Below are 22480 nucleotides of genomic sequence, written 5' to 3' on the forward strand. Positions count from 1 at the left end.
GGGCGAATAATTATTCGCGCCGGCTATCACACCGAAAGGCACTTGTCACTCGTAGTTTGTAGCTCGTCACTTATCGCGCTTTGCGCGATAAATTATCATTTATTATTCTGTAACAATCTCTTCACATAGAGTATTGTTGTTCCTCTGAACAAAAAAGTTGCATAAAAATAACAAAAAAAGGCGAGGAAAATATTTCTCGCCTTATCTCTTGGTAGTTTCTTTAGAAAACTTTTTCTTTTGTTGACAGTTTTTGCCCTATCTGTGTTTCGGACTTATTTCTCTTCCGTGGCTTTGCTTTTCGGTTCTTTTTTTGCCAGTAGCACAACGTTATACACGTATTCTGTCATCCATTGTTCGGAGTATCCCAGACGCTCTTTATACTGGCGGACTGCCATTGCCGTCTTATGCACATCGTCCTTTTTCCATACGGTTTTGGTACAAATGTCATGTACAGTCTTTTCCGTCATGCTGCGCAGTGCGCCTTTAAAGAAAGATGGTACGCGGAATTTCCATTGCATCAGGTTGCCCATCAGCATCATCAGGTCTTGTGAGAAGCCCTGGTACATGAATAGATAAGCCTGTACGTCATTCTGTGTGCGGCAATGCTTCTTTACGGAAGCGTCAATTTCTTTAAAGAAACCTTCACTCAGTCCGTAATCTTGCATCAGCATCTTGCGCGAAGCGGTTTTCTCGGCTTGTCCCAGGCGTCCGCCCTGTGTCGGTATCTTGAACAGGCGTTTGAAGTTGGCTACATCCGGTACGAAACGGATGTTCGTAATGCCCAGATTGGCGGCGATTACGGACTGGAAGTAAACACGCGTCAACGACACGAAATCTTCCACGTTTTTAGAAGAAGCTCCTTCTGTATTCTTTTTTAATAGTTTGGCAAATATACCCATATGATTTATAATTTATGATTTCTGATAATGATTGCCGGGGCAATTGTGGTTGCAAAAGTACGAAATAAGTTGATTTACACCAACAATTGTATAATTCATAATTTATAAATCATCAATCTTCTTACCAGCATTCTATGTCATTTTCTACCTCTTTCAGCCGAACTTTGGTAAAAACAGGGTCTTTGATGCCAGCACGTTTCTGAGTGCGGTAGTCTTCCAGCAGCTTGAAAGCGTATTTACCGAGCAGGCTGATAGCAATCAGGTTGCAAAGAGCCATCAATCCCATGGTGACGTCTGCCAGGCTCCATGCTACATCCAGTGTGGCGAGAGCGCCGAACAGTACCATGCCGCCTACCAGAACCCGATATATATTCAATATCCACTTGCGGCGGGTTAGATAGCGTACGTTGGCTTCTCCATAATAATAATTGCCCAGGATGCTGCTGAAAGCGAAGAAGAACAAGGCTACAGCAACAAAGATACTTCCGGCTGAGCCTATTTCATTTGTCAGGGCTTGTTGCGTAAGCTGTACTCCGTTGGTGGAGCCATCCAGAGGCGCACCACTGAACAGGATGATAAATGCGGTACAGGTACATATAATCAATGTATCGGTAAAAACACCTAATGTCTGTATCAATCCTTGTTTTACGGGATGCGTGACGTGTGCCGTTGCCGCTACGTTCGGTGCAGAACCCATACCGGCTTCATTACTGAACAGTCCCCGCTTGATGCCCTGCATCAGTGCAATGCCTACACCACCTCCAAGTGCTTGCTGCCAGCCGAAGGCGTGGCTGACGATGAGTTTTATAACGGCGGGCAGTTCGGTGATATTTATTGCCACTACAATTAGTGCTAAAGCGATATATCCCAGTGCCATAACGGGGACAATGATACTACTTACTTTGGCAATGCGTTGCACACCACCGAAGATGATAGCCAGTGTAGCTATTGTGATGATACCTCCCACAATGGCATGGTCAAAACCGAAAGCATGCTCAAAAGCTGCACATAGCGTGTTGCTTTGTACAGAATTGAAAGCAAAGCCGAAAGTAATTGTAATAAGTATGGCAAAGACTGTGCCCATCCAAGGCTGTTTCAGACCTTTCCGCATATAGTAAGCGGGTCCGCCTATGAAAGAGTCTTTGCCTTTCACCTTATATAATTGAGCTAATGTAGACTCCACGAATGCGCTGGCAGCTCCGAATAATGCAATGATCCACATCCAGAACACCGCTCCCGGTCCACCTACTGCAATGGCAGTGGCCTGCCAGATTTCCTGTGCCCACACGGCTGGCAATGGAGATGGCAAATGCCTGAAAGGAAGAGATATGCTTTTCACCGGGCTTTCCGTTCGTGCCTGCCGAATCACCCAGCAGACGTACCATTTCGCCTATCATACGGAACTGTACGAAGCGGGTTTTCAGGGTGAACCAAAGAGCGCACCCTAACAGTAAGGCAATAAGGATGTAAGTCCAAAGAATATCGTTTATAGAGTTGATTATACCCATCTTATGTTGCTTTATATTTATTTGTTAAACAATAATCAGAGGGCATCTCACTCCTGATTTCTCATTTCAGCCTGAAATGAAACTTATGCCCTTCGAATACCGGTTCCACAATTTCGAACCGAATGAACTTAGCCAGTAAATGTTCTGCTGCACGGCGGGAGAGATGCGCTAATTTGCAGTACCGATTCAATGATAAACTGTCATTTTCTTCCAACAAATCGAGCAATAGTTGTTCGCGTTCGGTGTACGTTATCAGTTCACCTCGTGAGCTGCCACTTTGTTGCCATACCCGCAAGTGTACCGGAGTGGCAAGTATATTCTCGTCCTTGATGCGCAGATAAGCCAACAGCTTCCCTGTTTCATCTTTAGCATAAACCGGTTTCTGCGGACTTTGTTCAATCTGCACCACCAGCACGCTGCGTCCTTCTGCATGAAAGGTCTGCATGGTGTAGCTCACTTCCGGTTGGCAGTACATTTGTGCGGCTGCCTCTATCATATATTGTTCTTCGTCGGAGCGTACTCCGGCAATCTTTCCGTTATCTTTCACTCCGATAAGCAACCGCCCGCCGTCTGTATTAGCAAAGGCGGAGAGTGTTTTTGCTATCTTGCGGGCATCGGATATCTCAAACTTAAAGTCCTGCCTTTGGTGCTCGCCTTCGGATATGAGCGAGTGTATGTATTCCGTATCTGTAAGGGGTTTCATGTCTACAAAAGTAGATAAAAAACGCCAGAGGACGCTTTTTTGTGCTATTTTTGCGGATTATTTCAAAAAAAATATCGTTTTTCTGCATTTATTTCAAGAAAGAATGTATTTTTGCCAGACATTATTAACGAAGTAATATTAACAAGAAAAGGATTATGAAAGAATTAGTTGAAAAAGTTGCTGAAATGTATGCAGCATTTGAGAAAGATGCGAAAGCTCAGATTGAAAATGGTAACAAAGCAGCCGGTACTCGTGCACGCAAGGTTTCTTTGGAAATTGAAAAGTCAATGAAGGCTTTCCGTAAAGCATCTTTGGAAGCTGCTAAATAATAGGCACGCTTACTGAAAGAATTGAAAGACTACTCCGTCGGGGGTGGTCTTTTTTGTGTCAATAGATGAGAGAGATATCCTATGAAGTATATTCATTATTTAACTTCCCATTATTTGTTTCCTTCTCTTCGAATTGCTACTTTTGACCCAATTATAGTTGAGTAGCGGGTATGAACGAAAACGTCCTTAATAAACTGAAGATACTGGCGGAATCAGCGAAATATGATGTTTCGTGTGCGTCCAGTGGTACTGTGCGTTCCAACAAGCCCGGCATGTTAGGGAATACTGTCGGCGGCTGGGGCATTTGCCACAGTTTTGCAGAGGACGGGCGTTGCATTTCACTATTGAAGGTGATGCTGACGAACTATTGTATTTACGATTGTGCATATTGCATCAATCGTCGCTCCAACGATTTGCCTCGTGCCACGCTTACGGTGAGTGAGCTTGTCGATTTGACGATGGAGTTCTATCGCCGCAATTATATAGAAGGACTGTTCCTTAGCAGTGGAGTGGTGCGAAATCCTGATTATACAATGGAACGCTTGGTGCGCGTAGCAAAAGACTTGCGTACCATTCATCGTTTCAATGGCTATATCCATCTGAAAAGTATTCCCGGTGCCAGCCGTGAACTGGTGAATGAAGCGGGGCTATACGCCGACCGCCTCAGCGTCAATGTAGAAATACCGAAAGAGGAGAATCTGAAACTTCTTGCCCCGGAAAAAGACCATAAGAGTGTATATGCACCGATGCGCTATATCCAGCAAGGTGTTCTGGAGAGTTCGGAAGAACGGAAGAAACACCGCCATGCTCCCCGTTTTGCCCCTGCCGGACAGAGCACGCAGATGATTGTAGGTGCTACGGCAGAGTCAGACAAGGATATTCTGTATCTCTCATCCGCTCTTTACAAAGGACCTACAATGAGGCGTGTGTATTATTCCGGTTATATCTCTGTGAATACATATGATACCCGTCTGCCTGCCTTGAAGCAGCCACCGCTGGTACGTGAAAATCGCCTTTATCAGGCAGACTGGCTGATGCGCTTTTATCAGTTCAAAGTGGAGGAAATTGTGGATGATGCATATCCTGATCTGGATCTGGAGATAGATCCTAAGTTGTCATGGGCTTTGCGCCATCCGGAGCAGTTTCCGGTAGATATCAACCGAGCAGATTATGAGATGCTGTTGCGTATTCCGGGTGTCGGAGTAAAGTCGGCAAGGCTGATTGTGGCATCCCGCCGCTTTTCTAAATTAGGTTTTTATGAGTTGAAGAAGATAGGGGTGGTCATGAAGAAGGCGCAGTACTTTATTACTTGCCATGAACTCCCCATGAAAACAGTGAATGAAATGACTCCGCAAGCAGTGCGTAGTTTGCTGATTACGAAACCGAACAAGAAGAAAGTGGATGAAAGGCAGTTGCTGCTTGACTTTCAGGATTAATGATATGTGATTTGAACACAGAAGAGATACAGAGATACGGTTCAAATAAAAAACAGCCATGGTTATATTTGTTTTTGATAATACTTTCGAGGGCTTGCTGACTTCTGTTTTTGAAGCCTATTCCCGTCGTGTTTTTCCTGATGCATTGTTTCCGGAAGGAGAGCCATTGCCTTTATTTTATGATGAAGTCTTCACGGTAATCACCGAAGAAGAGAAAGCGAAGCGTGTGTGGCGTGGTCTGCAAAAGAAACTTTCTTCTGGTGCTTTGTCGTGCCTTGCCCAATGCTGGCTGGCGGAAGAAGCAGAAACACCGATGCTGCTGTTCCGTTATATCCGTAAGGCGATTGATGCTCCCCGTTCCATTGAGACGAACTTTGCCGACCCTGATGTGTTGGAATTCTCGCGTATGTGGAAGCGGGTGGATTGGGAACGACTTCGTATGCTCCAGTTTATCCGTTTTCAGAAGGCTGCCGACGGCACTTTCTTTGCTGCCGTGGAACCGGAAAAGAATGCCCTCCCTTTGGCCATCGACCACTTTAAAGACCGTTTTGCCGACCAGCCCTGGCTGATATATGACATCAAGCGGGCTTACGGATTCTATTATGATTTGAAAGAAGTACGTCAGGTTACATTTGAAGAAGGTTCGCGTGAGGGGCATCTCGTTACCGGTATGCTGGACGAAAGCCTGATGGACAAGGACGAAAAACTCTTTCAGCAACTCTGGAAGACGTACTTTAAAGCCATCTGCATCAAAGAACGGCTAAATCCGCGGAAACATAAACAAGATATGCCAGTACGTTATTGGAAACACATGACGGAGAAGCAATAACGGCAGCAGCTATCCTATGCGGCAGCTATTCTATCTGTTCTACCGTCACGTCCGGCCATTCCTGCATCAGCGACAGCATGTGTCCTTCGTCATTGCTCCGCTTGGATTTGATGACCATAGTCACGATATATCTCTCCGTTTCTCCGAAGCCGAGCCTTTCCATTTTGTAGGAGACCAGCATATAATTCCGGGATTTGAACCGGTCGGAAACTTCTTTGAGGATGTCCTTGTTTGGAGTGGAGAAGGTTATCATGGAACTTTTCATCCCTACACTTTTGAACAGGATGCTGAGAAGCTCCAGTCCTGCCAAAGTCAATAGAGTGGCGGCAATACCTATTACATACATTCCGGCTCCAACCGCCAGACCGATGCCCGCAGTGGCCCATATTCCTGCCGCAGTGGTCAGTCCGCGTACAATCTGTTTTTGCAGGATGATGGTGCCCGCACCGATAAAACCGATGCCGCTGACTACCTGTGCCGCCACACGGCTTGGGTCCAGCGAGACGCTGTTTTCCTTGATGATGTCCTGAAAGCCGTATTGGGAAACAATCATGATGAGGGCACTGCCCAATGATACCAGGAAATGAGTGCGATATCCGGCTTCTTTGGCACGGTATTCACGGTCCAGCCCGATGATGGCACCCAGAATGCCGGCAACTAATAGTCTGAGTACGAAATCAAAATTTAATGCCATATTCTTTCTTTGTTATTTTTGTTTACAGTCGTTGATTCCGGATATGCTCCCTTTTTTGAGGGGAACTCTGTGCTTGTTTAGGAAATCCGTTTCGGCGGATGCCCTTCAGAATGCCTTGTAGGGCACTTTTAGAACCATGCGCACGGAGCAAAAACTGCGTGCGCTTCCCGTTAAAACTCCTTGCGCTTCCATTTTCAACTCCTTGCGCTTCCATTTTTAACTCCTTGCGCACGCAGTTTTCACTCCTTGCGCACGCGGTGGAAGAACCGATGCCGGAATGGTGTTAATTCCTTACATCAATTAATCACCCAATTCTTATTATGGGGCACCGTCCGCTTCGGGTCGTAATGCATTCCCGCCTGTGTCGGTGTTTTAAGAACGTATGTACGCCCGCTTTTATTTTGCAGGGAGGTGTCGCGCAACCAGGGATTGGCATCCTTCAGTTGGGCATAGGTGACGCCCTTGTCTCGGGCAAACTGCGCCAGGTTGTCGATACCCGTGCTGACGGTGACCTCCGTATAAGGAATGGCCGGATAAAGATGTTCCCGTTTCAGCAGGAAGCCGTAACGTTGCGGATTACTGATGACGGCTTTGGCGGCAAGCAGACGGAACATATAGCGGGAAGTCTCCTCAACCAGCCAGAGGTCTACGGCCTGGTCTACGAGTTGCTTTCTCAGCTCGGAAGAAATGCGTCCCTGTCCGCCATTGTAGGCGGCAGCTACACAAAGCCAGTTGCCATATCTCTGGTAAGCATCTTTCAGATACTTGCATGCCGCGCGGGTTGCTTTTTCCACATGATAACGTTCATCAACGCTGGGGTTTACTTCAAGGCCGAATTCGCGTCCGGTGGTCTGCATGAACTGCCACATTCCGGCGGCTCCTGCCGGACTGCGGGCAAGGGTGTTCAGGTTACTTTCTATGACGGCAAGATATTTGAAGTCATCGGGCACACCGTTTTCTTTCAGTATCGGTTCGATAATGGGAAAGAAGCGGTTGGCACGTTTGATGGTGAGCATGGTGGTGGAGTGCATATAGGTGAACGACATCTGTTCGCGATCCATGCGCTCGCGGTGGTCGTAACGCGTCAGATCAATTTCTTGTCCGGCAAAGCTGATTTTATCCGGTACGGAAGGGGAGGTGACGCAATAGGGAACTTCGGATTTAACGGATTGCTGTTCAGGGTCCAGCGTACTATGTCCCAGTAGGAAAGGGAGTGCGGCGCCTGCACACAAGGCAACTGAGGCGACTATCAGGATGTGTATAGAGTTCTTTTTCATTTTCGGAATGTTGTTTAATTTGGAGGTCGAATATACGATATTTGCGGGAATGGGGCAAGGAATCGGAGCTCTTTATAAGTGAGGATGCTCAATTCTTCACGGGTGAGGATGCTCAATTCTTTATAGGTAATCTTTCCCATAACCATCGGGGTATCATCCTCCAAAAGAAGACGAGCACCCGATATCTGCCATCTATAACAACTACCCGTTGCTTTCGGTTCAGTGCGCGGACGATGCTCGTCGCTACTTGTCCGGCTTGCATCAGCATGGGGAATTTACCGCTTTTCAACAGGTCGGTGGCTACAAAGCCCGGCCGTATATCCGTGAAGTGAATATTCAGGTGTTGCATCCGGGCGAGTTGTGCCAGGGCGTCGATATAGGTGTTCTGGAAACGTTTTGTTGCGGAGTAAGCCGGGGCAATGCCCAATCCCTTGGTGCCTGCAATGGAGCTGATGACGGCAATATGTCCTTCGCCCCGTGCTTTGAAGTAATTGAAGGCGGAGGTTACCATACGGGTAAAACCTTCCACATTGGTGCGGGCGGTGTTCAGTTCTATTTCGGGCAGCAGGTCGGGGTTCTGACTGCCGATGCCGGAGCTTAGGAAGAACAGATCCATGCCTCCCAGCTTCCGGATAAGGGTTTCCAGTTGGGTGGGGGCGTCTGTTTCCGTCACGTCCAGTCGTTGGATTTCTATTTGCCTGAGGGTGGTGGCTTGCAGGTTCTTCAAGGCCTCTTCCCGTCTTCCGGCAATGCCGATGTGCCAGCCTTGCTGAACCAGCAGCCGGGCTACTTCTTCTCCTATGCCGGAGGTGGCTCCTATGATAATGGCTCGTTTCATTATTGCTGTATTAGTAGTTAGTTTTCATATATTCTATTGTCCGATGACGGTTGCTACTATTTTTCTTCCACCGCCACGATTGCGGAATTCACAGAGGTATATACCTTGCCAGATACCCATATTCAGTCTGCCGTCAGTGATAGGTATGCTGAGACTATTACCAGTCAGGGTCGATTTGGCATGGGCGGGCATGTCGTCATCTCCTTCGCAGGTATGCATATAGTAGGGTTCCCGTTCTTTCACCAGGTGGTTGAAGATGGCCTCCATATCAGTCTGAACATCCGGATCAGCATTTTCATTGATGCTAAGCCCGGCGCTGGTATGCTTGATGAACAGATGTAAGATTCCGGCTTGCGGCAATCGGGGCAGGTTACGTATTATTTCATCCGTTATCAGGTGAAAACCACGTGTACGGGGACGTAGGGTAAATTCTTTTTGAGTAACAAAACTTTGTTCCATTTTATATATTGTTTAAATTAAGAATTAAGGATGAAGGATGAAGAATGAAGAATTTCCTTTCGGAGTACCTTTACAGCGCAGCTAGATTCTTCATTCTTCATTTCTCATTCTTCATTTCATTGAGTGATGAACCGCAATACTTGCAATATTGTGCACCCTCATCGTGTCCTCGCCTGTGACAGTTGGGGCACTCTCTTGCCACATTCTTTTCATGTCTTTTCATCAATGATACGGAAACTATGCCGGTGGGTACCGCAATAATCGTGTAACCTATCAGCATGACACAACCCGAAAGGAATTTCCCCAGAGCGGTGACAGGAGTTATATCTCCGTAACCTACGGTGGTAAGGGTGACGCAGGCCCAATAAATACTGTTGGGAATATTGCTGAACTGTGTATTGGGTTTTCCTCCTTCAATCATGTACATCAGTGTTCCGATAGATATCACCAGAATAACCACAAACATAAAGAAAACTGCGATTTTCTTGCTACTGTCTCGTAGTGCGGTCAACAGCATCTGTCCTTCCATCCAGAAATTAAATAACTTGAAGACGCGGAATATCCGTATCAGGCGGAATGCCCGTATAATAAGCAGATAGCGTGCCCCGGGAAACAGGAAAGCTAGATAAAGCGGTAGTGTAGCCAGCAAGTCGATGATTCCGAAAGCACTGAAAGCATATTTGGAAGGTTTAGGCGAACAATACAATCGGGTGATATATTCGAAAGTAAAGAAAGCGGTCAGTAAATACTCCATAACAATGAATGGAGTTTTCAGCCATACCGGTAATCCTTGCAGGCTTTCCAGGATAACAAGTCCTACGCTAAGCAATATGCACCAGATCAGGGTAACATCGAATAGCTTCCCGGCAGGTGTGTCAGCTTCGAATATGATGACATATAGTTTTCGCTTCAAAGCCTGATTATGCATCAGTTCTGTGAATTTATCTTTCAGTTTCATGTTTCGTAATGTTTGTCACAAAAGTAGGAAAACCTTTCCGAATAAGAAAAAGGGTACTTGACTTTTTGTAACTTGCTGGAATATGGAGTATATTTGTTACCTGTTTTCACGATTTAAAAGTAAACAACCATGAAAAGAATAATAACCTTTGCCATCGGGATTTTGTTCATAGCCCTGTCAGCTGTTGCCGGTGGACAGCGTGTCTTGTTCATCGGAGACTCTATAACGGACGGTAACTGGGGAAACAGTTGCGGAACCGCCAAGCCTTCTTCCCAGCGTACGCTTTGGGACATGAACCATATCTACGGCAGTGGATACATGTATTTGTGCGCTACTTATTATCAGGGCAATTATCCGGAAAAAGAATATGAATTTTTCAATCGTGGCATCAGTGGAAACACATTGGAAGACTTGGAAAAGCGTTGGGAGGCGGATGTGATTGATATGAAACCGGATGTCCTGTCCGTTCTGGTCGGAACGAACGATATACATTTCTATTTGCAGAGTGACAAGAAAAAGCCTTTCGATTTTGCGGCTTGGGAAAAACGTTACCGTTCGTTGTTGGATCGCTCTTTGCAAGCTAATCCTAATTTGAAGATCGTATTGGGCGCCCCTTTTGTGGCGAATACCGGAAATATGCGTAAGAGTGCTGATTTTGCAGAACGTGATAGTCTGGTACGTCGTTGTGCGGAGATCGCGAAACGCGTAGCGAAGGATTATAAAGCTGTTTATCTTCCTTTCAACAAGATGTTCGATGAAATATTGAAAACAATTCCAACATCTAAAGATACATATTGGATATGGGATGGAATTCATCCTACTCCCGCCGGGCACAAGCGTATGGCAGACCTTTGGATAGAATGTGTAAAGCTGTAATTCTCCTAAAAATAATGAGCGTATGAATAAAGTATGTGTTGTGACGGGTGGAGCTGCCGGTATCGGTCGTTGTACTGTCGAAATGTTTGCGGAGGCCGGATATACGGTGTACTTCATAGATAAGACGCCGGAAATGGTGCAGGTTGTGGAAGAGAAGATGTCTGAAAGAAGTCTTTCGGTAACAGGCTTTGTCGGAGATATTGCCGAGGAACAGACGCTGCGGGATTTTGTAGACTTTGTCTTATCCATAGAAGATCAGATCGACTGTCTGATAAATAATGCTTGCCTGACAAATGGAGGTATATTGAGCAACTGTTCGTATGAAGACTTCCTGTATGTGCAACGTGTGGGAGTAGTGGCTCCTTATTTCCTGGCTCTGTCTTTTAAAGACTACTTCAGTGGTGCAGGTGCTATTGTGAATATTTCTTCTACCCGTGCTTTTCAGTCGCAGGTCAATACGGAAAGTTATACGGCAGCCAAAGGTGGAATAACGGCTCTGACTCATGCGCTTGCGGTCAGTCTTTCGGGAGTTGCCCGTGTGAATTCTATTGCTCCCGGTTGGATTGATACGGGAAGCTATCATGAAGAGGATTATGTGCCGGCATATACGGAAGGAGACATCATGCAGCATCCCTCGCAAAGGGTAGGAGAACCGGCTGATATAGCCCGTGCAGTTCTTTTCCTTTGTGACGAACGGAACTCCTTTATCAACGGGGAGAACATTACGATTGACGGAGGCATGAGTAAACTAATGATTTATCATAATGATTATGGTTGGGATTATCAACCGTAGAAACTATTAAATATAAAAAGAGAATAATGGAAAAAGTAATTATCAACTCGTACGAGGAATTTGAAAAGCTGGTAGGCCAGCAGATTGGCGTTTCTGATTATGTAGAACTTTCGCAAGAGCGCATCAATATGTTTGCAGATGCTACGTTGGACCATCAATGGATACATGTAGACACGGAACGTGCAAAAACAGAAAGTCACTTCAAGACTACCATTGCGCACGGTTATCTCACTTTGTCTATGCTTCCGCATTTGTGGAACCAGATTATTGAGGTAAACAACCTGAAGATGATGGTTAATTACGGTATGGAGCAGATGAAGTTCGGGCAGGCGGTGTTGTCGGGACAAAGCGTGCGTCTGGTGGCGAAGTTACATTCGCTGGCAAATCTGCGTGGTGTGGCGAAAGCAGAGATTAAGTTTACAATTGAAATAAAGGATCAGCCTAAGAAAGCGCTTGAGGGGATTGCAGTGTTCTTGTATTATTTCAATTGAGGTATCCTTTTCTCCATTGGGATTAACTTATATCTGTAGGGTTTTGAACAAAGAGTGATAAGGCGGTAAGGTGATAAGGTGATAGCGGGATAACGCTCTGTGATATATAGCGCAGCCACTTTATCACCCTATCACCTTACCGCCTTATCACTCTTTTTCCTCCTTTCTGCACAGATATGAATTGATACTCCTTCTTATTTCTTCCTAATATATTCCTGCCACAAATGCCGGATAGCCGCCACTGGATGATAGAACAACATTCTCGGTCCTGCCCATCTCATCACTACTCTCATCCGTTTTCTCATTTCCGGCTTATAGCAATGCACGGTACAAATCCGACAAGTTGATTTCCCGTCTCCGAACGGACAACGTGAAAGCCGTGTCTGCGCATACTCCAACAATTCCCTGCATTGCGGGCACAGTGTTCCGTTCCCCTCTTTCTTCCGGCAGTAGAGGCGAATCATCTGTTCTACGGTTTGCTTTTCCTTTTCGATGCGGGAGTGTTTCATATAAGTTCCAAATGTTTTAATCGTGAGCGGATAGCCCCTTTTCCCCGTTCGAAAATATCAGATAGTTCCGCAATTGTTTTTCCTTGATTGTATAATGTTGTCAAGTAGTTATCAGCTTTTTCTTCCCAGGGCAGATAAGCATTTCCGTATTTTTCTTTTTCAGCAGATACACTTTTTTTCTCTTTGGGTAGCATTTTTGCCAATTGAACGATGTGCCTGATGAACTCTGTTTTCCCTTCCGTATATGCCTCTCTGTCATGCTCGTACTTCTCTTTTAATTTCTTCTTGAGTTCTCCGTAATCATGAGCTACATCCGGGTGAGTTTGGAGGTAGTGGCAGAAAACAGGCTCATCCCAATGTCCGACATATCTTACGTGGATATGATAAGCCTGTCCCTGAAACCCCTGTAGGGTATATCCTTTCATGAACATCATGTGCGGGGCAGGTTTTTGAGGCTGTGGAGAATAAATATAACCTATGCTCTCCAGACTTTTGATTAATTCGTTGGTGTTGGCTTCACCATTGATTTCTAATAATATATCTATGGTTGGTTTTGCGATTAGTTGTTCGACGGCAGTACTTCCTATATGGTCAATGCGGTAGATGTTTTTGCCAATAGTATCGTAAAGTATTCTTTCTTCCTGATCGTATAATTTAGCCCAGTCTTTCTTATGCTCAGTCAAGATGATGGGAAACAATGTTCCTAACTCTTCATCGGACATTTCTGTCAATTGTTTCATAACGGGATTCGTTTTTATTTGTGTTGTAAAAGTACGCTTTTCCTAGTAAAGGGGGACATTATTACGGGCTTTTTTTATGCTTCGGCAGGTTATTCTTTTGTCTTTTCTTGCCATCGCATTGGCAAAATGTTGTCAATACGGTGGCAAGATGTTGGCAATTAATTCTGCCAGCGTTTCAGCTTCGGAAACTCTTGCTTCATCATGGCAATTGCCTCTTCTTTAGTCACTTTCTGTTCCGAGTCTTTGTTGAATTCCTCAACAAACTGAGCACAGTGTTCTATCATTTCGTCCATGGTGCAGTCCTGAGTGAACTTTCCATTCTGATAACAGTAAGTACAGTAGTCTGCGCTGAGGCTACCGTCAGCATTTGTTCCGCAAACTTCATTGGATGTCAGCGGCATTCCGCAGCTCTGGCAAAATTTCATTTCCATAATTGTTTAATTTTTAAGGATGTATTATTATTTATATCGTGGAGATAGGTTTCTATATATATCAAATCCACCATCTTGACTTTTGTAAATGATTGTATCGATGAAATAAAGATGCCCGTCATTTCCCACTAATACATTGTTGGGCAAAGCATCGAATATATCGTATCTGCCGTTTGAAAAGTATTCACCATCTAATTCCGGCTTAAATCCCATTTTGTTAAGTTCTTCGTTAATTTCAGAGTCGGTGGCTTCGCGCACTGCTGCAATAAAAGGCTGTGATAGTACGGCACAAATCTTACCGGCCTGATTTTGGGCAAAACCTATTAGCTTATATGAACAGTCTGGAAAATAGAAGTTATGAATCTTTATTCGTTCAAAGAATTGGGATAAGTTATCATCCGAATAACGAAAGTCATTTAGTTTATAAACAATTGCATTATTCTTTTTTGATAAATAGACTTCATTCTCAGACCCTCTGTCCGAGAATATTCCTAATTGACTGATGTCGTCTATCCAGCAACCTCTGTCTCTTGCGAATCTTTCGAGATTTGTAATTTGGACTCCCTTGACAACCGTTGTTCCCGCAATCGTTTGAATTGATTCAAGCACTCCTCGCGCGACATCGGATGCTTCGTCCAGTAGGCAACGGATTTCATTTTCTTCGCTATAATCTGGCGATGATATTGATTTAGCTTTTCCATATTGCTCGTCTTTATTAATCATGATAACGCAAAGATACGATTTTTTGTTTTTTACTTATTTCAATTGCAGCAATTTCTTTAGCAATCCTTCATTCAGCAGATGTACAGTCTCGAACTTCCCGTTATAGAATACCGCCCAATTATTGAAGATGCAAGGCAGTTGCTTGGCTTTCTCCAGCGTGTCGACTTCTATCAACCGCAAAGGCACCTGATTATTCTCACAATAATTATAGATTTGCTCGATGCAGTTGGGAATGTAAGGACATTGCACGCCGTAATATATAGTCAGCTCTTTATTCTCAATAGTCTGTTTCCTTGCATCCGCCGTAAATTGCGGTTGGCTGCCGTCAAGGGAAAGAGCTAATAATTCGTATTCGTCATTAATGCTATCCACTACCTTGAAGCCATATTTCAGCATAAATTTCTTGTCGGACAAGAAAGGCTTCTTCTTTTTGGAAGACAGCACACAGATACCCGATTTCCCTTGTGCCTTGGCATCGTCAATGCACGATTGCAACAAAGCTTCTCCATACCCTTTTCCCTTGTAGCTGCCTGCCACCCACAGGCAGTAGATATACAGATAGTTATCCCCCGTCACAGGCACCCACGCCTTTTCCAGCGGGGCATACTCGATAAACACCTTGCCTTGTGCATCCAGTTTGCGGAAGACGTGCCCTTCTTTTACGCGTTCGGACAACCAGTTCCGCTTATCATTTACACCTGTTTGGTGCTTCTTATCAGAAATGGCGCAACATAAATGTTCGCTCACAACGTTATCCGGGGTCAATGTGATAAATTCCATATTATTTCTTGCTAATTTTTAAATAAACCATGTCCCGCAATTGTTTTCCGTCCTCATACATGGGATGGTCGTAGTTCTTGATGAAGAAATCGGGTATCCGGTGGGAGTAGGTGAAGCCGCACCGTTCATAAAACGGTATGGTATAAGTACTGTCCCCTGTGCCCACTAACATCGTCTGATAGCGGTCTTTGTAGTGCTCCAGCAGAAACTTTATCAACTGTGTTCCATATCCTTTGCGCTGATAGTGCGGATAGGTTGCAATGTTCTTTATTTCATAGGTTCCGTTTCCTTCATCGGTGATTACGCAGGCGGCTTTTAAGTCTCCGTCGTAGAGGGCAAACATTTCTCCGCGTTCCAGATAAAGGTCAATCATAGATTCCTGCTCGTCTGCGAGAAGCAGGAGTTCGAGGAATTCTTTCTTGTTCTTTAAGATAGGTACGATATTAATCATATAGTATTGACTGAATTGTTTTCAAATTCCCCAAAGATAGGTAATTGAAACGGGACAGGCAAATACCTCCTCTCTTTTCTTGTCAAATAAATGAAGCGAACCGGTAGTTGCGGGTTGCGTCCTGTAGTGAACCTGATTCAGTCGTATACTGAATGCCATTCAGTCGTATAGTGAACCCTATTCAGTCGTATACTGATTATCCCCCCTTTCATAAGATGTTCAGGGCCGTTTTCAACGTGAAGTGGCATAACAGTATAAAATGCAGTCAATAACCGGTTCACATGAATCAGATTTTTTTCTTATTGAACAACAATTTTCTTGTGTTAATTGGCTGCCAATCGATAAATTTCTGTAGTTTTGTAAATTCTGAATTCAAAATTTACACTAACACACAACAAATATGGAATATAAAACTTACCTGACAACACTTCTATACAGTTTCCTTTTAGGACTCATCCTGCCCGCTTCGGCACAAAATTCTCTTCAACACCAGAAAGACTCTTTACGTCATGCCCTCGAACATGCGGAAGGCATTGATAAACTGCGGACTTACAACAGACTGTACAATATCTATATGGCAGAAGCCGGTGATGACCTGAAAATGGATACGTTGATGACACTGTTTGAGCAGACGGAAGCCGAAGCCGCCAGGCAAGGCAACGTAAAATTGCAGGGAATGGTGTATGGCAACATCATCATCTCCTTTGCGAACAGGAGCGAACACGACAAAATCATAGAGAAGGCGCCCGCCTATCTCGATTTTTATATCCGGCACGACTTGTGGAGATTCTATTATCAGATACACATGCAGCTTATCACCGCCTACAATCTGAAAGGGAATTATGAACAGGCAGCCGCCGAAGCCAGGGAAATGTATACCCGTGCCCGAGAACGCAAGGACAAGGCAGGAATGGCAACCGCACTCTATGCCACCGGCATCATCTATAACCTGCAGAAGAGGCCGAAAGAGGAAGAAGACTGCTTCCGGGAGAGCATCAGCCTGTTGTGGGAAGTTTCCGGTTACGATAATATCCTGACGCAATCCTATGCCTTCCTGTGCGTGTCGCTTCGTGCACAGGCACGCTATGACGAGCTGCTGCAACTGGTGCCCGAATATGAAAAAGCCATCGCCCGCTTCGAGAAAGCCACCGGCAGGGTGCAGCCCGAAGCTCGGGGAAATCTTTATGTGGCACTGATGAACACCTATATAGATATTAAAGAATATGACAAGGCGGGCATATACCTCTCCAAACTTGAAGGTAGCGTCAACAACAGCATGTCGAAATTCGAACTGCTGCGGGCAAAGGCGATGATATTGCAGTCGCGGGGAGATTACCGCACGGCACTTGTCGTTATCGACAGTGCCGTAATACAGGTTCAGGAATCGGCTTTCAACCTCAATGCCGTGCGTAAGATAAAGATGGAGATACTGGCACGGGCGGGGCGCAATGATGAAGCGTTCAGTCTGCTGGACGAAATCATTGCGGCGAACGACAGTATAAATAATGTGGAAGTCAACGCCCGCTTTGACGAACTGCGCACCCAGTATGAGGTGGAAAAGCACATTGCCGAGAAAGAGCGTAATTTCCATTATTTCCTGTTTGCCCTTGGCATTTGCCTGGTTTTGGTGTTGCTCCTGGCAGGTGTCTTCTACTATAACCGGATTATTTCTACCAAGAACCGCAAACTGTACGAGCGAATCAAGGAACAGGACAGGCTGGCGGAAGAACTCTCCAGAATGGCACAAGCCTGCGAAAGTACCGCATCGTCGGAAGCCCTGCCGCAGACATCCGATACTGCCGCCACCGTTGAGCAGCACCGGCTGGTTGCCCGTTTGCGCGAGTATCTGCTTTCCGGTGATAACCTTTCTAATGCCGAGATGAACCGTGACGAGATTATCTCCGCGCTCGGCACCAATAAAAACCTGCTGACCGACGCCGTCAGAGCCGTGACGGGGAACTCTCCCATGGAGTATATGCGCATGCTGAAACTGGACGAGGCACGCAAGATGCTCGACCATCATCCCGAACTTACGATTGAGGCGATAGCTTTCAGTTGCGGCTTCAATATCCCGAGCACCTTCTACCGTCTGTTCCGAAAACAGTATGGCATCAGTCCGGCGGAATACAGGAAACAGGCAAATAAATGATAATTTATACTGCAAACTAATCATGAACATCTACTTATCAATCCCCCAAAAATCAAAAGCACGGTCCATCCGTGCTTTTTTTGTGTCCACATGCCCCAGAAGTGTCTGAGGAGGGTGTGTTGCAATATAATTGGGACAAAATGCAATAAAGTCGGGACAAAATGCAATAGTGTTTCATCCGTAAATCGCTTCTTTTGCAGCATGATTTCTAAAGAACAAGAGCGATGAACGAATACATGTACCTTCTTATTGTGGCATTCATTTTTTGTATGGTGATAGCCATTTTTTGCCTCTTCCTGTATTGCCGGAAGATTGAGCGGAAGTGCAACCATTGCATTGCGAAAAGCCTTCGCGAACTGGACCGTATGTTTAAAGAACTGGAACGCATGCAGGTGGAAAGGGAAACTATCGAAAAGATACTTAAAATAAGGATAAACCTATGAAACACTTACAAAGACATCTACTGGTTCTGCTCCTGGCGCTGCTGCCGGGAGTGGCAAGTTTCGCCGGAGAAGCGGCGGACAGTCTCTACATCTTTCGCTTTGTGCAAGGAAAAGATGCGTTCTACGCCCCCTGGCGGGACAACAGTGCGCAGCTCGAAGCACTCCTGACCCTGCTACGTGCACACCGGGAGGCCATTCTTTCGGGCAGCATTCCGGTGCGCGTGGATGGATATTGCACCGGACAGGCCCCGGACGAAGAGAACCGGCGCATGGCTGCCGTGCGCAGCAACCGGGTGAAGTCGGAACTTATCGGACGGGCAGGAGTGACGGAAGCCTGCTTCGTGACCGCCAACCATGCCGTGGAGTACGCAGAAGGAGTGCGGAATGTAGTGACCGTGACGCTGTGCATCCCCGCCGATATCAACGAAACGAAAGAAGATTTACCCGACGCGGCTGATACGGATTTAAGGGCTGTTCAGCAGGAGCAGAAAGCTATTCAACAAGAGCAGAAAGCTGTTCAGCAAGCCCAGAAGCCTGCCCGGCAAGCGAAGAGCGAAGCGGCAACCCCGGAACAGCCAACGCCCACCTGCCGGAAAGAACAATCCCTTTCTCTCCGCACCAACCTCTTGTATGACGCCTTCCTGCTACCTACCCTTGGCGTAGAATGGCGCATCAGCCACAGCATCGGCCTCAAGCTCGACGGCAGCTTCTCCTGGTGGGGCGGCAATCACGGCAAAGTGCAGAAAGTGTGGCTCGTCAATCCCGAAGTGCGGTGGTATCTGTTGCGCGACAACCGCTTCTACATGGGCGTCTCCGGCAGCTACGGCGAGTACAACATATATAAGTATCTGTCCGGCAAACTGCTGGAAGGCGACACCGGCTATCAGGGCAAGCTATGGAATGCGGGCGTGACGCTGGGTTACCAATTATCCCTCTCCCGCAGTTTCTCCCTCGACTTCAACCTCGGCCTGGGCTATACCCGTTCCGCCTACGACAGCTTCGGCATGACCGACGGCGTGCGCATCCATAAGCAGCAAGGCGGAACAAAGAACTTCTGGGGCCCCACACAAGCAGGCGTCAGCCTCGTGTGGACTATCGGAAGCAACAAGTAGAACCATCTAAAACCAACGGATATGAAAAGAAACATCAGACAATGTCTTATCGTAGCAGCCACAACGCTATCCTTTGCCGCCTGCGACGTGAAAGACCCCATCTACAACACTCCGCACCCGGAGCAAGGGGCAATTACCCTCGTTACCGACTGGAGCGGCATCGGCGAGGGACTGACCGCACCCGCAAGCTATACGGTAGAAGCCGGCGACTACTCCGCCACCCTCACCGGCACCACCAACCAGCTCGAACCTCTTTTTGAACCGGGCAGCTACCACCTGCATATCTACAACACACCGCAGCACATCACCGTTTCCGGCATCACCGCCACCGTCGCTGGGGCTTCGGGCAATGTGGACGGTGCGGGCCCCTTCGTGCAGGAGATGCCCGGCTGGCTGTTTACGGATGCGGTGGATGCCGTGATAGAGCCCGACACGGAGCAGACATTCACCGCCGTGATGCAGCAGCAGGTGCGGCAACTGACGCTCGTCATCGAGCCTACGGGCAGCACCACGGACAGGATAGAGCACATCGAGGGCTACCTGTCGGGCGTAGCAGGTACGCTGGACTTCTCTGCCGGCATCTACGCCACACCCACGAACGTGGAATTGCAGTTCGCAAAGATAACCTCCGGCGCCAATGCCGGGAAGTACGCAGCAACCGTGCGCCTGCTTGGCATAGCGGGTGAGCTGCAGAAGCTGAACGCCATCATCCACTTCACGGGCGGCAGCCCCGAAGCCCTGAACCTCACGAGCGACCTCACCACGGAGCTTGCCGCCTTCAACGCCGACAAGCGGAAGCCCCTTACCTTGGGCGGGAAAGTAGTGGAGACGCCTACCGGAGCCGACTTCTCCGCCACCATTACCGACTGGACACCGGGCAACGGCGAGGGCGGCGAAGGTGGCTCGGCGGGAATGGAAACGAACAATTAAATGAATTATCACTATTAATAACACTAAAAAAAGTAAGATTATGAAACTTAGAAACTTATCAATCATTGCCGCAGCAGCCCTTGTGCTTGCCGCCTGTAACAACGACAACGAAGTAATCACCGACAACTGGAACGGCGAAATCCGCCTCACCAGCGGCATCACCTCCCAGACCCGTTCCTACGGCCTCGACACACAGCTTGGCGCAGGACTGGAAGTATCTGCCTGGGTGGACGACAGCAAAAACCTCCCCCTCTACCAAAACAACGTGCTCACCGCCGACGGCACCGGCAGCTTCGCTTACGCCAACGACATGTACTACATCTCGCCCGACCCCGTGAACATCTATGCCATCCATGCCAACCCTGCCCCGGCGGGAGACGACTTCCCCACATCGGTGTCCCACGAAGTGAAGGCCGACCAGACCACGAAAACCGCCTACGCCGCCTCCGACCTGCTCTATTCCACCAAGCGGAACGTAGCCCCCACCGCCTCTAAAGTGCCCCTCACTTTCTACCATTTGCTATCTAAAGTAGAAGTAGTGCTGAAGCCGGGCAACGGCGCCCCCGACCTCACTGGTGCCACCGTGACTCTGGAGAACACCGCCCTGAAGGCCACCTTCACCCCCAAGAAAGCCGCCGACATGAGCCTCCCGGCCGAACGCCAGGCGATGATAGCTCTCGCTGCCGACGCCAACCCCGCCACCCCGATTGCCATCTCCACGGTGGTGACGACGGACTTTGACGCCAATACCCGCTACGCTGAAGCCATCGTGGTGCCGCAGTCCATCTCCGCAGGCACCGCCTTTATCCGCGTGAAGCTGGCAGACGGCACGGGCTTCGCCTACAAAATCCCCGCCGGAGATGCCTTGGTGCTGGAAAGCGGCAAGCGATACATCTATAAGATAACCGTGGACTATAAGGGACTGACGCTGGACACCGACATCAAGGACTGGGAAACCGTAGGCGCACCCGTAGAAGGCTCTGCATTCCAAGAGTAACCCGTAAACAACATTATAGATACAAAGAAAAAATGAGAAAGACCAATATACCAATATATATAATGTACCTGTGGGCAGCCTTAGCTTTGGCTGCCTGCACAGGCGATGACGACGCGGCATGGCCCGAAGGCGGCGTGCCGCTGGAACTCTACGCCGCCGTGGAGGGATATTCCTCTGCCAACGCCCAGACACGGGCTACCGCCGAAAACAGGTGGGAAGGGGGAGAAGAGGTGAAGCTGCAGATTAACAACAACTTTGGGGTGGTATATTCTGATGTCGCCTTCGTCAATTCCGATGGAAAGCTGATTGTAAGTTGGTTGTTCGGCAGCGACTGGGTAAGCCCGGATGAGGAAAAGATGATTTATGGGGAATATCCAGCCTCGATAATTACTGCTTCTGTACAGACCGACCAGAGGGATGAAGGATATCAGGATAGCGACTGCATGTTTGCTCCCTACATCTACATCACCGTAACGTCCCCCGATAAGACCCTCGTCTTCCGCCACGTCACAGCCAAAGTGGTGGTACACCTCAAAGCGGGCAACGGCGTGACCGACGATGAACTGCAGACCGCCACTGTAACCTTTGAAAACCTCGCGTGCACGGGAGGGGGAATCGACACCAATGGAACCGCAGAGCAAGTGACCCCCGGCACCGACCGCATCACCCCCAACGAAGTGACCCCTGCCGCCGACGGATACGTACGCACCGTGCGCGCCCTGCTTCCTCCCCAGGACAAGTCGGGACAGAAGTTCGTGAAAATAGTCATCGGAGGAAAGACCTTCTACTACACCCCCGCCGCAGACGAAGCGAACTTCTTCAGCGGCAAGATGTACGAGTACCGCCTCACCGTGACCTCGATGGGCATCGAACAAACCACCGTGGAGGGAGGCACATGGCTGCCGGCAAGCTGATCGGCAGATACATCCCCGTCTCCTCCCGACGCATTCAACCATAGTAACTCATTAAACAAATGAAACGATATCATAAATCCTTATTCCATCCTGCGGCAACCCTTGCCGGCATCCTGCTCCTGATGCTGGGCGCCTGCACGCCCGATGCACTGGACGAACTGCCCGCCGCCTCCGGAGATGATGCCGACACCCGTCCCCTCGCCATAATGGT

Annotated in this window: 25 protein-coding genes and 1 pseudogene; 12 read left to right on the forward strand and 14 right to left on the reverse strand. The window is 47.6% G+C overall.

Annotation, left to right across the window (positions count from 1 at the left end; all coding sequences use genetic code 11):
• Window positions 1-272: 272 nt before the first annotated feature.
• The 3 genes and pseudogenes from QZ135_RS21145 to QZ135_RS21155 form a co-directional block, all read right to left on the reverse strand.
• A complete protein-coding gene (locus QZ135_RS21145) occupies window positions 273-899 on the reverse strand; it encodes a hypothetical protein (protein ID WP_294614182.1) in 627 nt (208 codons plus the stop codon).
• Window positions 900-1020: 121 nt separating this feature from the next.
• Window positions 1021-2407, reverse strand: a pseudogene (locus QZ135_RS21150) (alanine/glycine:cation symporter family protein).
• Between the two features lie 61 nt (window positions 2408-2468).
• The gene (locus QZ135_RS21155) at window positions 2469-3110 is read right to left on the reverse strand and encodes an ATP-binding protein (RefSeq protein WP_294614185.1); all 642 of its coding nucleotides are present in this window, start codon (window positions 3108-3110) and stop codon (window positions 2469-2471) included.
• Between the two features lie 155 nt (window positions 3111-3265).
• Here QZ135_RS21155 and QZ135_RS21160 point away from each other — a divergent pair, with 155 nt between their 5' ends.
• The 3 genes from QZ135_RS21160 to QZ135_RS21170 all read left to right on the forward strand — a co-directional run bounded on the left by QZ135_RS21160 (window position 3266) and on the right by QZ135_RS21170 (window position 5704).
• Window positions 3266-3439, forward strand: coding sequence for a histone H1 (locus QZ135_RS21160; protein WP_294614188.1), 174 nt, complete (start codon window positions 3266-3268; stop codon window positions 3437-3439).
• A 170-nt stretch (window positions 3440-3609) separates the two neighbouring features.
• Entirely contained in the window at window positions 3610-4875 is a 1266-nt protein-coding gene (locus tag QZ135_RS21165) for a putative DNA modification/repair radical SAM protein (RefSeq protein WP_117987397.1), read from the forward strand.
• 58 nt (window positions 4876-4933) lie between these two features.
• Complete coding sequence (locus tag QZ135_RS21170) at window positions 4934-5704, forward strand: TIGR03915 family putative DNA repair protein (protein WP_294614192.1); 771 nt, start codon at window positions 4934-4936, stop codon at window positions 5702-5704.
• Between the two features lie 25 nt (window positions 5705-5729).
• On the opposite strand, the gene QZ135_RS21175 is transcribed toward QZ135_RS21170, so the two are convergent.
• From QZ135_RS21175 to QZ135_RS21195, 5 genes are all read right to left on the reverse strand, one after another.
• A complete protein-coding gene (locus QZ135_RS21175) occupies window positions 5730-6398 on the reverse strand; it encodes an MgtC/SapB family protein (RefSeq protein WP_025832905.1) in 669 nt (222 codons plus the stop codon).
• A 296-nt stretch (window positions 6399-6694) separates the two neighbouring features.
• Window positions 6695-7675 carry a lytic transglycosylase domain-containing protein gene (locus QZ135_RS21180; protein ID WP_294614195.1) on the reverse strand — a complete coding sequence of 327 codons (981 nt, stop codon included), beginning with the start codon at window positions 7673-7675 and terminating at the stop codon, window positions 6695-6697.
• A gap of 112 nt (window positions 7676-7787) precedes the next feature.
• Window positions 7788-8513, reverse strand: coding sequence for an SDR family NAD(P)-dependent oxidoreductase (locus tag QZ135_RS21185; RefSeq protein ID WP_294614198.1), 726 nt, complete (start codon window positions 8511-8513; stop codon window positions 7788-7790).
• A 33-nt stretch (window positions 8514-8546) separates the two neighbouring features.
• The gene (locus tag QZ135_RS21190) at window positions 8547-8972 is read right to left on the reverse strand and encodes a secondary thiamine-phosphate synthase enzyme YjbQ (protein ID WP_044264861.1); all 426 of its coding nucleotides are present in this window, start codon (window positions 8970-8972) and stop codon (window positions 8547-8549) included.
• Between the two features lie 97 nt (window positions 8973-9069).
• Window positions 9070-9930, reverse strand: a complete 861-nt coding sequence (locus QZ135_RS21195; protein WP_217715864.1) for an ion transporter — start codon at window positions 9928-9930, stop codon at window positions 9070-9072.
• Between the two features lie 129 nt (window positions 9931-10059).
• Here QZ135_RS21195 and QZ135_RS21200 point away from each other — a divergent pair, with 129 nt between their 5' ends.
• From QZ135_RS21200 to QZ135_RS21210, 3 genes are read left to right on the forward strand one after another with little or no spacing between them, the layout of a single operon-like run.
• Window positions 10060-10806: an SGNH/GDSL hydrolase family protein gene (locus QZ135_RS21200; RefSeq protein WP_294614201.1), complete on the forward strand. Its 747-nt coding sequence runs from the start codon at window positions 10060-10062 to the stop codon at window positions 10804-10806.
• A gap of 22 nt (window positions 10807-10828) precedes the next feature.
• Entirely contained in the window at window positions 10829-11599 is a 771-nt protein-coding gene (locus QZ135_RS21205; protein ID WP_294614204.1) for an SDR family oxidoreductase, read from the forward strand.
• A gap of 26 nt (window positions 11600-11625) precedes the next feature.
• Window positions 11626-12090 (forward strand): MaoC family dehydratase, encoded by a 465-nt coding sequence (locus QZ135_RS21210; RefSeq protein ID WP_007666016.1) that lies wholly within the window; start codon window positions 11626-11628, stop codon window positions 12088-12090.
• A 194-nt stretch (window positions 12091-12284) separates the two neighbouring features.
• On the opposite strand, the gene QZ135_RS21215 is transcribed toward QZ135_RS21210, so the two are convergent.
• The 6 genes from QZ135_RS21215 to QZ135_RS21240 all read right to left on the reverse strand — a co-directional run bounded on the left by QZ135_RS21215 (window position 12285) and on the right by QZ135_RS21240 (window position 15724).
• Entirely contained in the window at window positions 12285-12599 is a 315-nt protein-coding gene (locus QZ135_RS21215; protein ID WP_294614207.1) for a nitrous oxide-stimulated promoter family protein, read from the reverse strand.
• Window positions 12596-13339: a GrpB family protein gene (locus tag QZ135_RS21220; RefSeq protein ID WP_294614211.1), complete on the reverse strand. Its 744-nt coding sequence runs from the start codon at window positions 13337-13339 to the stop codon at window positions 12596-12598. Before QZ135_RS21220 ends, QZ135_RS21215 begins: the two co-directional genes overlap by 4 nt.
• A 158-nt stretch (window positions 13340-13497) precedes the next feature.
• Entirely contained in the window at window positions 13498-13770 is a 273-nt protein-coding gene (locus QZ135_RS21225) for a zinc ribbon domain-containing protein (RefSeq protein ID WP_007666010.1), read from the reverse strand.
• A gap of 27 nt (window positions 13771-13797) precedes the next feature.
• Entirely contained in the window at window positions 13798-14493 is a 696-nt protein-coding gene (locus QZ135_RS21230) for a hypothetical protein (RefSeq protein WP_025832888.1), read from the reverse strand.
• 33 nt (window positions 14494-14526) lie between these two features.
• Window positions 14527-15273 carry a GNAT family N-acetyltransferase gene (locus QZ135_RS21235; protein ID WP_294614215.1) on the reverse strand — a complete coding sequence of 249 codons (747 nt, stop codon included), beginning with the start codon at window positions 15271-15273 and terminating at the stop codon, window positions 14527-14529.
• 1 nt (window position 15274) lies between these two features.
• The gene (locus tag QZ135_RS21240; protein WP_118295039.1) at window positions 15275-15724 is read right to left on the reverse strand and encodes a GNAT family N-acetyltransferase; all 450 of its coding nucleotides are present in this window, start codon (window positions 15722-15724) and stop codon (window positions 15275-15277) included.
• Between the two features lie 400 nt (window positions 15725-16124).
• On the opposite strand from QZ135_RS21240, the gene QZ135_RS21245 reads away from it, so the two are divergent.
• The 6 genes from QZ135_RS21245 to QZ135_RS21270 all read left to right on the forward strand — a co-directional run bounded on the left by QZ135_RS21245 (window position 16125) and on the right by QZ135_RS21270 (window position 22269).
• Window positions 16125-17873 carry a helix-turn-helix domain-containing protein gene (locus QZ135_RS21245; protein WP_294614218.1) on the forward strand — a complete coding sequence of 583 codons (1749 nt, stop codon included), beginning with the start codon at window positions 16125-16127 and terminating at the stop codon, window positions 17871-17873.
• A 224-nt stretch (window positions 17874-18097) separates the two neighbouring features.
• Entirely contained in the window at window positions 18098-18316 is a 219-nt protein-coding gene (locus tag QZ135_RS21250) for a hypothetical protein (protein ID WP_007666005.1), read from the forward strand.
• Window positions 18313-19428, forward strand: a complete 1116-nt coding sequence (locus QZ135_RS21255) for a DUF3575 domain-containing protein (protein WP_294614222.1) — start codon at window positions 18313-18315, stop codon at window positions 19426-19428. The genes QZ135_RS21250 and QZ135_RS21255 overlap by 4 nt, the downstream gene beginning before the upstream one ends.
• Window positions 19429-19449: 21 nt before the next feature.
• Window positions 19450-20358, forward strand: coding sequence for a FimB/Mfa2 family fimbrial subunit (locus QZ135_RS21260; protein WP_294614225.1), 909 nt, complete (start codon window positions 19450-19452; stop codon window positions 20356-20358).
• Window positions 20359-20398: 40 nt separating this feature from the next.
• Window positions 20399-21355: a fimbrillin family protein gene (locus QZ135_RS21265; protein WP_294614228.1), complete on the forward strand. Its 957-nt coding sequence runs from the start codon at window positions 20399-20401 to the stop codon at window positions 21353-21355.
• Window positions 21356-21387: 32 nt separating this feature from the next.
• Window positions 21388-22269 carry a fimbrillin family protein gene (locus QZ135_RS21270; RefSeq protein ID WP_294614231.1) on the forward strand — a complete coding sequence of 294 codons (882 nt, stop codon included), beginning with the start codon at window positions 21388-21390 and terminating at the stop codon, window positions 22267-22269.
• Window positions 22270-22480: the final 211 nt, after the last annotated feature.

Source organism: uncultured Bacteroides sp. (genome assembly GCF_905207245.1).
GTDB lineage: Bacteria > Bacteroidota > Bacteroidia > Bacteroidales > Bacteroidaceae > Bacteroides.

Coding starts and splice junctions, on each gene's coding strand:
- QZ135_RS21175 (WP_025832905.1), bottom strand. CDS start 6,398: ATGGCATTAAATTTTGATTTCGTACTCAGACTATTAGTTGCCGGCATT.
- QZ135_RS21245 (WP_294614218.1), top strand. CDS start 16,125: ATGGAATATAAAACTTACCTGACAACACTTCTATACAGTTTCCTTTTA.
- QZ135_RS21170 (WP_294614192.1), top strand. CDS start 4,934: ATGGTTATATTTGTTTTTGATAATACTTTCGAGGGCTTGCTGACTTCT.
- QZ135_RS21240 (WP_118295039.1), bottom strand. CDS start 15,724: ATGATTAATATCGTACCTATCTTAAAGAACAAGAAAGAATTCCTCGAA.
- QZ135_RS21165 (WP_117987397.1), top strand. CDS start 3,610: ATGAACGAAAACGTCCTTAATAAACTGAAGATACTGGCGGAATCAGCG.
- QZ135_RS21235 (WP_294614215.1), bottom strand. CDS start 15,273: ATGGAATTTATCACATTGACCCCGGATAACGTTGTGAGCGAACATTTA.
- QZ135_RS21185 (WP_294614198.1), bottom strand. CDS start 8,513: ATGAAACGAGCCATTATCATAGGAGCCACCTCCGGCATAGGAGAAGAA.
- QZ135_RS21220 (WP_294614211.1), bottom strand. CDS start 13,339: ATGAAACAATTGACAGAAATGTCCGATGAAGAGTTAGGAACATTGTTT.
- QZ135_RS21205 (WP_294614204.1), top strand. CDS start 10,829: ATGAATAAAGTATGTGTTGTGACGGGTGGAGCTGCCGGTATCGGTCGT.
- QZ135_RS21255 (WP_294614222.1), top strand. CDS start 18,313: ATGAAACACTTACAAAGACATCTACTGGTTCTGCTCCTGGCGCTGCTG.
- QZ135_RS21160 (WP_294614188.1), top strand. CDS start 3,266: ATGAAAGAATTAGTTGAAAAAGTTGCTGAAATGTATGCAGCATTTGAG.
- QZ135_RS21200 (WP_294614201.1), top strand. CDS start 10,060: ATGAAAAGAATAATAACCTTTGCCATCGGGATTTTGTTCATAGCCCTG.
- QZ135_RS21270 (WP_294614231.1), top strand. CDS start 21,388: ATGAGAAAGACCAATATACCAATATATATAATGTACCTGTGGGCAGCC.
- QZ135_RS21230 (WP_025832888.1), bottom strand. CDS start 14,493: ATGATTAATAAAGACGAGCAATATGGAAAAGCTAAATCAATATCATCG.
- QZ135_RS21180 (WP_294614195.1), bottom strand. CDS start 7,675: ATGAAAAAGAACTCTATACACATCCTGATAGTCGCCTCAGTTGCCTTG.
- QZ135_RS21210 (WP_007666016.1), top strand. CDS start 11,626: ATGGAAAAAGTAATTATCAACTCGTACGAGGAATTTGAAAAGCTGGTA.
- QZ135_RS21155 (WP_294614185.1), bottom strand. CDS start 3,110: ATGAAACCCCTTACAGATACGGAATACATACACTCGCTCATATCCGAA.
- QZ135_RS21215 (WP_294614207.1), bottom strand. CDS start 12,599: ATGAAACACTCCCGCATCGAAAAGGAAAAGCAAACCGTAGAACAGATG.
- QZ135_RS21225 (WP_007666010.1), bottom strand. CDS start 13,770: ATGGAAATGAAATTTTGCCAGAGCTGCGGAATGCCGCTGACATCCAAT.
- QZ135_RS21195 (WP_217715864.1), bottom strand. CDS start 9,930: ATGAAACTGAAAGATAAATTCACAGAACTGATGCATAATCAGGCTTTG.
- QZ135_RS21190 (WP_044264861.1), bottom strand. CDS start 8,972: ATGGAACAAAGTTTTGTTACTCAAAAAGAATTTACCCTACGTCCCCGT.
- QZ135_RS21265 (WP_294614228.1), top strand. CDS start 20,399: ATGAAACTTAGAAACTTATCAATCATTGCCGCAGCAGCCCTTGTGCTT.
- QZ135_RS21250 (WP_007666005.1), top strand. CDS start 18,098: ATGAACGAATACATGTACCTTCTTATTGTGGCATTCATTTTTTGTATG.
- QZ135_RS21145 (WP_294614182.1), bottom strand. CDS start 899: ATGGGTATATTTGCCAAACTATTAAAAAAGAATACAGAAGGAGCTTCT.
- QZ135_RS21260 (WP_294614225.1), top strand. CDS start 19,450: ATGAAAAGAAACATCAGACAATGTCTTATCGTAGCAGCCACAACGCTA.